12 protein-coding genes and 1 pseudogene are annotated in these 8906 nt (G+C 39.5%); 3 read left to right on the forward strand and 10 right to left on the reverse strand.

Going from position 1 to position 8906, the window contains the following annotated elements:
• Window positions 1-510 precede the first annotated feature (510 nt).
• The 5 genes from ACEYW6_RS30810 to ACEYW6_RS30830 all read right to left on the reverse strand — a co-directional run bounded on the left by ACEYW6_RS30810 (window position 511) and on the right by ACEYW6_RS30830 (window position 4033).
• Window positions 511-1116, reverse strand: a complete 606-nt coding sequence (locus ACEYW6_RS30810; RefSeq protein WP_412982771.1) for an exopolysaccharide biosynthesis protein — start codon at window positions 1114-1116, stop codon at window positions 511-513.
• Between the two features lie 61 nt (window positions 1117-1177).
• Window positions 1178-2062, reverse strand: a complete 885-nt coding sequence (locus tag ACEYW6_RS30815) for a lipid kinase (protein WP_412982772.1) — start codon at window positions 2060-2062, stop codon at window positions 1178-1180.
• A gap of 529 nt (window positions 2063-2591) precedes the next feature.
• Window positions 2592-3068 (reverse strand): N-acetyltransferase family protein, encoded by a 477-nt coding sequence (locus ACEYW6_RS30820; RefSeq protein WP_412982773.1) that lies wholly within the window; start codon window positions 3066-3068, stop codon window positions 2592-2594.
• Between the two features lie 19 nt (window positions 3069-3087).
• Window positions 3088-3744, reverse strand: a complete 657-nt coding sequence (locus tag ACEYW6_RS30825) for a glutathione S-transferase family protein (RefSeq protein WP_412982774.1) — start codon at window positions 3742-3744, stop codon at window positions 3088-3090.
• Window positions 3745-3748: 4 nt separating this feature from the next.
• A complete protein-coding gene (locus tag ACEYW6_RS30830; protein ID WP_412982775.1) occupies window positions 3749-4033 on the reverse strand; it encodes a hypothetical protein in 285 nt (94 codons plus the stop codon).
• A gap of 177 nt (window positions 4034-4210) precedes the next feature.
• On the opposite strand from ACEYW6_RS30830, the pseudogene ACEYW6_RS30835 reads away from it, so the two are divergent.
• A pseudogene (locus ACEYW6_RS30835) lies at window positions 4211-4405 on the forward strand (LysR family transcriptional regulator); the annotation flags it as partial.
• Between the two features lie 57 nt (window positions 4406-4462).
• Window positions 4463-5128 (forward strand): LysR family transcriptional regulator substrate-binding protein, encoded by a 666-nt coding sequence (locus ACEYW6_RS30840; protein WP_412982782.1) that lies wholly within the window; start codon window positions 4463-4465, stop codon window positions 5126-5128.
• Between the two features lie 25 nt (window positions 5129-5153).
• On the opposite strand, the gene ACEYW6_RS30845 is transcribed toward ACEYW6_RS30840, so the two are convergent.
• A complete protein-coding gene (locus tag ACEYW6_RS30845; RefSeq protein WP_412982776.1) occupies window positions 5154-5354 on the reverse strand; it encodes a hypothetical protein in 201 nt (66 codons plus the stop codon).
• Window positions 5355-5537: 183 nt separating this feature from the next.
• Window positions 5538-6173 carry a lipoyl(octanoyl) transferase LipB gene (gene lipB, locus ACEYW6_RS30850; RefSeq protein WP_412982777.1) on the reverse strand — a complete coding sequence of 212 codons (636 nt, stop codon included), beginning with the start codon at window positions 6171-6173 and terminating at the stop codon, window positions 5538-5540.
• A gap of 674 nt (window positions 6174-6847) precedes the next feature.
• Here lipB and hpf point away from each other — a divergent pair.
• A complete protein-coding gene (hpf, locus tag ACEYW6_RS30855) occupies window positions 6848-7495 on the forward strand; it encodes a ribosome hibernation-promoting factor, HPF/YfiA family (protein ID WP_190899097.1) in 648 nt (215 codons plus the stop codon).
• Between the two features lie 461 nt (window positions 7496-7956).
• On the opposite strand, the gene ACEYW6_RS30860 is transcribed toward hpf, so the two are convergent.
• From ACEYW6_RS30860 to ACEYW6_RS30870, 3 genes are read right to left on the reverse strand one after another with little or no spacing between them, the layout of a single operon-like run.
• The gene (locus ACEYW6_RS30860) at window positions 7957-8337 is read right to left on the reverse strand and encodes a type II toxin-antitoxin system VapC family toxin (RefSeq protein ID WP_412982778.1); all 381 of its coding nucleotides are present in this window, start codon (window positions 8335-8337) and stop codon (window positions 7957-7959) included.
• A complete protein-coding gene (locus tag ACEYW6_RS30865; RefSeq protein ID WP_412982779.1) occupies window positions 8330-8584 on the reverse strand; it encodes a YlcI/YnfO family protein in 255 nt (84 codons plus the stop codon). Before ACEYW6_RS30865 ends, ACEYW6_RS30860 begins: the two co-directional genes overlap by 8 nt.
• Window positions 8585-8615: 31 nt before the next feature.
• Complete coding sequence (locus tag ACEYW6_RS30870; RefSeq protein WP_412982780.1) at window positions 8616-8768, reverse strand: hypothetical protein; 153 nt, start codon at window positions 8766-8768, stop codon at window positions 8616-8618.
• Between the last annotated feature and the right edge of the window lie 138 nt (window positions 8769-8906).

The following is an 8906-nucleotide window of genomic DNA, read 5'->3' on the forward strand; positions in this document are numbered from 1 at the left end:
ATTACTGTGAAGTTACTCAATGATTACCTAGTCAAAAACCGCAGGTTATTCCCGTTGAGACTAGTACTTCTTTCTTTTGTAGCTAAGGAAATCAATTACACAGTCATCCATTTTTTTTCAATTCTTCCTGATGCAGCAATAACTAAGGCGGATATATAAATAGTAGATGCACCTTAATTAAATCACAGCCCTCAGCTTTTAGTTGGGGGCTTTTTTTACTGATATTTTTTAATTTGGGAATAAAACAAATTTTCTTAGAAATATAAATTTTCCCGGATATCGCAATCAATCAAGCGGATTAATAAATGGTAGATGCACCTTAATTAAATTACAGCCTTCAGCTTTTAGTTGAAGGCTTTTTTATTGCTAATATTTTTTAATATATAAATAAAAAAAGAACTTTGTAGACAATTTAAATCTACCCGGATATGGCAATCAATCAAGCGGATTAATAAATGGTAGATGCACCCTAATAAATTACAGCCCTCAGTTTTAGGCTGAGGGCTTTTTTTATTTAAATATAGATGGCAGCAAACTGGGAGCTAACCATACTGCATAACCAAAAAATCCAAAGAGCAAGGTAATTAGGACAGTAATACCGTAGCTGATGCAAATTAATAAACCATCAGATTCGATGGTGGCAACAGTCAAAAATAAAATTCCTACAGTGGGAATGGGATTTGTAAAGGGAATTGGTAATATTAGCAATACTGTTAACAAAGAGATACAAAGCCCATTAATTCGCCAAATCAAAGGATTATGGGCTATTTTTGCAAATCGGGGACGGGCGATTTTTTGTAACACTTTGGTAAGACGTCCCAAATTTTGCAAAAGGAATAAAGCAAAGGAACGAGGAAACTTGTAGTTAGCAATTCTTTTAGGGAGCCAAGGCGATCGCCTCCCTAAAACCATTTGCGCTGACAACAGTAAACAAGCACCACCAAAAGGGCCAGTTAATCCCGGTGGCATAGGAAATAAAAATGGCAAAACTAATAATGTAATTACCAAGCAGAACCCTCGTTCTGAGGTTTCTGCCAAAATATCACCTAGAGTCAGCGGTTGTTCAGCTAGGCGTTGCAACAGGGACTTTATATCTTGGGAAAATCTCAGATGCATTTGGCGTGAGTTGATGCGAATTCCCACATTTGTAGTAGAGGGAGATAGGGGAGAATAACTCCTAACTCCTGGTTTCTGGAGGTACTAAAACAGCTATAGCTTTAGGTATAACCCGAAAATGAGCAGGTGTGTAGGTAGTGATTTCACCATCTGTATTGATAGGTCGTGGTTTACGAGTATATACCTCTATTTCTTGACCTTGAAGAGAGCGTACACTCTCCCAATGTATATGTCGCCCTTGCCGCATCGCAGGGAGTAATAGTATAATCTGCCACCAATGTTTAATCTCCAAGCTATAGAGGTCTAGCCTTTGGTCATCTATTGTGGCATCATCAGCCACTGCCATACCACCACCGTAATAGCGACCGTTACCTACAGCAATTTGCACTGTTTTCACGCGAACTGATTCACTATTGATCACAATCTCCGCAGTAAAAGGTCTAGCTTCCCAAATCACTTGCAATGCAGTGGCGGCATAAGCAAATATTCCCCAACGGCGTTTGACTTCTTTGGTAAGTCGCTGAGTAATTTTTACACTCAATCCCAAGCTGGCAACGTTAAAAAAGTGCTTGCCGTTCACCCAACCCAAGTCGATGCGGTATAAATTTCCATAGGCAATAATTTTGCAAGCTTCGCTAAGGGAATTCGGGATTCCCAAAGTCCTTGCTAGGTCATTGGCAGTTCCCAGAGGCAAAATTCCCAAGGGCAACTGAGTATCAACTAAAGCATCTACTGCGGCATTGAGAGTCCCATCTCCTCCGCCAATGATTACCAAGTCAACTTGATGCTGATAGCGAAGTATAACTTCAGCAAGATGTTTGGGGTCTTCTGTAGACTCCTCAATTAAATCAAAGCCGAGTGTCTTCAGATATTCAATCGCTTCCGACAGACCCTTTTGCCCTTGGCGGGCATGACGATTTACTAACAGCAGTGCGCGGGAACTCATGGGTAGTACCTTTTGTAGTTGATATGTCCAATTATCCGCATCTATGTATTCTGCTTGAAGTTGACTATAGAAAAGTGTTTAAGCTGTTATGACAGTTATCAACAATTCATTTCTTCAATGCTTATTATGTTGCAGTTACTAATTTTTAATTTCTATTTTATCTAGTTTATCTTTATTAGCCCTCGGTGTGTTGATACTCAGTAAATATATTTTTACTTGCTAAATGGCTGGATTTAGGTATTTTTTATAAAAAAGAGATTTATTTCAATATTACAATACCCAGAAAATAATACCAAATTATGAGATATTTTTTATTGGTATAGAAACATATTTCTATATTAAATTTGTATTAATACTATTAAAAATTACAATTATTTAACTTTTGTTTGAGAATAATTTATATATATCAACTCCTGCTGTGGCAGATTGGAAATTGTCTACGGCTCTGAAGCCACTATTTATACTAATTCTTTCTATTAACCAATGATCTAAGGAAGCCTGAGTTACTCCTGCTTCCCCTACTTAAGATTTACTTACTGAGTGCCTGACCATCTAAGCGGCATAATTTTACTTTGTTGATGATCTTCGCACCTATTTTTTCATAGAACTTGATTCCACGCTTGTTAGATACAGCTACAGTCCAATCGATTCTGCCACAGCCTTTTTCCTGCCCAATCTGGCGCAAGCGTAGCATCAGCGCCTCACCAACTCGGTGGCTTCGATGTTCGGCTTTAACATATAAGTCATCAAGCCAAATTCCAGGTTTTGCTAAAAAAGTTGAATAGATAAAGTGATAGGTTACTAATCCAATAGCATCTCCATCAACCTCAGCCAAAAGAACAAACACAAGGGGCTTTTCTCCAAATAGATCAATTTTTAGCTTTTGAGGAGTTGCTTCTACAAATTCAGGGCAACCATCAAATTCGGCTTTCAAATGAATCAATTCCATAATGGTATGAATATCTCTTTGGTTTGCATCTCGAATTGAAATATTCCTACTTTTCATTTTCTTCTTTTCCCTTGGCTTAAAACTCGTATTGGGAGATAACTTCTGTTTCCCTCTTTGCTGCCTTGATCCATTCTTGCATGGCTGGAAGCGTCAAAACTGTCTCTACATAATTTCTAGAAACAGGATCTAGCTGCACATCATAGGTTACAAACCGCAGAACAACTGGAGCAAAGAATGCATCAGCGATTGCAAAATTTCCAAACAAAAAATTGCCTCCAGACCAAAATTTTTGGCGTGATTCTTGCCAGATATTAGTGATGCGGTCAATGTCTTGTTGTACGCCAGATACTAAACCTTTACCAGGATATTTAGTACGGCAGTTCATCGGCATATTCTGACGCAGTTTTTGAAAGCCTGAGTGCATTTCCGCAGTCATAGAACGGGCTAATGCCCTTGCAACCTTATCTTCTGGCCACCATTGGAGAGTCGGAAACGTTTCAGCTAGATATTCACAAATAGCCAGAGAATCCCACACCGTTTGCGTATCGTGCAATAACACAGGTACTTTTCCTGATGGAGAATATTGCCGAATTTTTGAGGAATAATCTAAATTTTCATAGAGAGAAATCCGAATTTCATTGAATTCCAAACCAAATTGTTTCATCGCTAGCCAAGGGCGGAGTGACCAAGATGAATAATTTCTATTGCCAATTACTAAAGTAAGTTGTGTCATATTTTTAATACCTATAAAGCTGCTCAATCCACATACACACATCAGCTTGAGAACCTGAAGAGAAAGATTTTCCAGTTGCAGGATCGTAAGCTTGCCAATAGATATTACCGTAGCGGTCAACCTTTTGCCAAACTTGTAATTCGTTAGGATCTGCTAGGAGTTTTTTGACAAAACTTTCCCAAATAATATGCAGAGATTTCCAGAAATTGGTGTTGATTTTTTTGTCCAATAACGGACTACAATTTATTCTTGTATCTTCTGTTGGCAGACACCTAATGTCATTGTTCATAAAATTATTCCTGAAAGTTGCTCAGTAAATAAAACAGTAGCAACATCTCAATTAGGAATCAAATCATGGCTTGTATAGGTTGTATAAATAGGATTTATAGATATGAAAAATTACTAATACAACCTTTTTGCCACAATTAAATCAGGATGTTTATACCCTTGTTCTCACCAATTGCCCATGAAATTCTCCCAACTTCGAGCCATAGTTGCAGTAGCAGATCGTGGTAACTTTAGTGAGGCAGCCTTAGAATTGCAGCTTTCCCAGCCTGCGATTAGTCATGCGTAGGCGTAGCCCGTCGTAGACATCGCTACCTTAGAAGAAGAATTAGGTGTGCCTTTGTTTGCCAGAGGTCGTCACGGTGCTGTACTGACACCGGCTGGAGAGCGGATTTTGTATCATGCTCGTCAAGCTATGCAGCATCTAGAGATGATGCAGCACGAAGCAAACTTGCATAAAGGTTTACATGGTGGTCATGTACGAATTGCGGCTTTTCGCAGCGTCGCCACCCATTTATTACCAAAAGCGATCGCACAATTTCATAATCAATTCCCAGAAATTGCTGTCACAATCATAGAGTGTCCTGCTTTCACCGATGTAGAACAGTGTTTGCGTGACGGACGTACCGATATTGGTATTACCTGTCTACCAACTGGTGAAGAATTTGACACCTGGGAAATTTTTCAGGATGAGTATCTAGCTTTACTACCACCACATACCAAAATTAGCAATCCAGAAATTACTTGGGAAGACATAGCGGCCTATCCACCTGTTTTACTTCCTTGCACACCCTGTGGACGCATTCTTCACAACCACTTAAAGACTTTAGCAATCCCAATAAATACTGCTAGCGACATCCAAGAAGATTCCACAGTCGTTAGTATGGTGAATCAAGGGCTGAGAGCGGCTATTATGCCTCGTTTAGCAGCTGTACCCATTCCTCCAAATGTGCAGGTATATAGTTTACCTGCACCGCTAAAGAGAATAATTGCAACTGCAATTCTATCTAATTCCCTCCATGTGCCTGCGGTGTTCACATTTTTGGAAATGTTGAAAAATTTTGATTTTTATAGTTTAGCTAAATCCACCTTCGTTTAAACTCATCACTCCCACTCTGCACTACTTAAAGGTACTCGCGCAAGAAATCAAACGGATCATCTTCCCAACAAGGTTCAGGTATCAACCAAAACAAACTCCTGTTGATGTCGGCTTCAATTTCATCACCGTCGTCTCTATCAAATAGTTCTATCAAAGCTGTCCAATCACGTTCTCTTAGAGACGTTAACGATGGGGCATATACCTGGAAATGATTTGAGTAATTCACGCGCAAAGTTGTGCTTGACAGCCGTAAAAATTTAGTATAAAAATTTGTAAATAATCAAATTTTAGCTTTGACAACCGCAGTTAAATAGTTATTTTAATACTATTAAATATGGACTACTCTTATCAGTGTCTCACAATTTAAATAGGACTGCTATAGTATTTATTACATAATTACAAGCTGAATTTACTCAGAACGGAAAAATTCTTTAGGCTGCGACTCGACTAATTCCACACCAAAGACTTCAGAAAAGGACTGTGCTACATAAAAACGCACTTCTTCGCAGGTGATATCTGGAATCCATTCGGCTAAACTGCCTACAGCTTTATCAGAAATACCGCAGGGTACAATGCGCTCAAACCCTGTCATGTCTGGACAAACATTTAATGCAAAGCCGTGCATGGTAATCCAACGGCTGACTTTAATACCAATAGCCGCAACTTTTCGCCCTTGTAACCAAACGCCAGTAAAAGCCGGAATTCTTTCTCCCAGCAACCCATAAACTGCCAATACGCGAATTATTACTTCTTCGAGTTCGCGTAAGTACCAATGGAGGTCTTTACGATAACGTTGCAGATTTAAAATTGGATACCCCACCAGTTGGCCTGGACAATGGTAAGTAACCTCACCGCCCCGTTCAACTCGGTGCACATCATATTGACCTTTGTCAATATCAAATTTGAGAAAATCTGAGTTGCTTCCTTGCCCGAGAGTGTAGACAGGTGGATGTTCTAGCAAAATTAACACATCATCTAGACTGGGGTCATGGATACGCTCAGTGAGGAGCGATCGCTGCCATCCATGAGCATCTAAGTAAGGCATTAATCCTTTGTTATATAACAAACAACTTTTTTTGTATGGATTACTACTATAGAACATGCCAAAAATCAACTGGTATTGGGAACAAAATATATTGCAAGTTAGAGGATTAGAGACAAAAAATGTCAAGATTTGCAAAGGATTTTAAAGGAAAGTCAAGGGAACATGCATTAGAAAATACAAAGTGCTAGCTTGAATATACAACCTCAATAGGTTTTAGGAGGAATTCTCTGCAATAAGCATCATGCCAATATAATCAGAACGAATGCACTGGCTGATGGCTCTAATAATCTTGTTTGATATGCAAACAAGATCAACTTCTATAAAATACTCGTGTTCTTGATCAAAAGTGAGCAAACCTCAACCGGACACAGAAGGAGCAACTATTAACAGTTCTGTAAGCGTTGTTTTAACACGGAAGACAGTTACGAGAGCTACGGCTCAAATTTCCTCACCAAAGGGTTTTATGTGGAAATCCAATTGGATCTCAGTGCAGAGATGAGGAGGAAAATCAAGGGTATAATCAGCGAAAGCCCATATCAGTAAGCTTAGACACAGCTTACCAGCAGTACATAGAAAGAGTTCACAATTTGTTTTGGCGGGAGTAATAGACCTTACCGCAATTTCTTTTCATACAAAGCAAATTCACACATCAAATATTCAGTGGGAGAGTTTACATGAAGCTTGTCATCCACGGCAAAAATATTGAAATAACCGATGCGATTCGGGAATATGTACATCAAAAGATTGAAAAAGCAGTTAGTCACTTTCAGAGCATTACAAATGAAGTGGATGTGCATCTTAGCGTAGCCCGTAATCCTCGAATTAATCCTAGACAAGCGGCTGAAGTAACTATTTATGCTAACGGTAGCGTTATCCGTGCCGAGGAAAGCAGTGAAAACCTGTATGCCAGCATTGACTTAGTTGCAGATAAAATTGCCCGTCAACTGCGGAAATACAAAGAACGCCGTCAAGACCAGAAAACTCATGCCCAGCCAACAGAAGTAGTTGTTGCAGAGTCGGTAGTCACAGATTTAATTGGCGATCGCACCCCCGAATTACCCAACGAAGTCGTCCGCACTAAATATTTTTCCATGCCGCCGATGACTCTTGCAGAAGCCCTGGAACAATTGCAACTCGTGGGACACGACTTTTATATGTTCCGCAATTCTGAAACTGGAGAGATTAATGTAATTTACGAACGCAACCACGGCGGTTATGGTGTGATCCATCCCCGCAATGGTAACGGTTATACTAACGGCAAGAATGGCAAATCAACCCACGCTAACATTGTCATGCCGGAAAAATCGCATTCCAGTAAATAGGAATTAGGGAGTAGGGAGATCAGGGAGATTGGGGAGAAATAACTCCTAACTCCCAACTCCTACTTAGCGGTACTTAAACAAAAATTAGTTAATTTCCTTCTCGTCCATTCCTTTTTTATTGTCTCCGTTAATTGCCCAATGTAAATCGAAGGTAGCAGCAATTTCATAATATTCTTTGTAAGACCAGTCTGTTCTTTGACTAGCAGTTATTATTAACAAGTTTGAGATATTTAATATTTAGGTGATTACTAGTTGTTTCTAAAGAAGCTTCTTTGTTTTGTGTCAAGAGATGGATTTTTGGAAATAAACTTTTAACCATACAAGAATTACCTGAGAAAGCAGAAGTGAAAACTAGAGTTATATGATTCCCTGAATTTCTCCCCACATTTCAGTAATAGGTATTAAAAATTAAACTTTCCTTGCTATAGTTCTCCTATTTCTCGGAGATAAGACAGGTCTAGTTATGAGTTGTCTAACCAGTGCAGCATCAGCCGTCCAAAACTCCGCAGACGCACTCTCAGCGCAAGCAAGAAAGGCGGCATCATTCCATATTTATCGGCAATTTTCCAGGTTCTTGTCCTAATTACCTCTTGTTCAATGTAATCAATAGGAAGTTCGCAGAAGTCTTCAAAAAAACCTAGCGCTTCCTCTGTTGTAATTACTCCCATGCGGGTTTTTTTTCTTAGCACAGATCCGACTTCTGTCCAAGCAAAAGCTGGAGTAACTAACCGTATACTCAGACTTAAAGCTTCTGCTACTAGTTTTCTGGACTGGGGTTGATAAACTTCTGGTACAAGATAAGGAATCCAAACACTGGTATCTAAACACAAAACTCTAGTCACGTCGCCCTTCGTCCTCTCTGAGGCTGCGAATCAAATCTGTAGAGGCTGGTTGTATCCCAGTTTTAGCTTTAACGGTTTCGCTGCGAGCAATTATCCGTTGATGGGCAGCCCATCCCCTGCGGCGGCTCACCTCACGTTCCAAAGCCTCAACTACTAAATCATTCAAGGATTCGCTACCTTCCTTAATTTTTTTAGCTTTTACAAGTAAATCAGCCGGAAACCGAATTGTTAAGGCTTCGCGTTTCATAGTGATAATTGCAACTAAGTATTGATACCATTTATTGTAACCACTCTATGGCACAGTCTCCAATCATTTCACCTGTTGCCTTGAGTTCAATCACCAGCTGATACCACTCAACACACTTTGTATTGACTGCTTGATCAATTCTATAAATGCGATCGCTTCGACTTTTGGGTAAGGCGCATTCCAACTCTAATACTTCGCAACTTCTGAGTCACAGCGATGGCTAAGAACGGCATCATGTCACCTACTGAGTTTTTGCCAAATAAATCTTTGATACAACACGACTATTTTGATGTATTATGTTCATCTGTGATTATGTCGAAGT

The sequence above is a fragment of the Nostoc sp. UIC 10607 genome, assembly GCF_047228265.1.
Taxonomy (GTDB): Bacteria; Cyanobacteriota; Cyanobacteriia; order Cyanobacteriales; family Nostocaceae; genus Nostoc; species Nostoc foliaceum_A.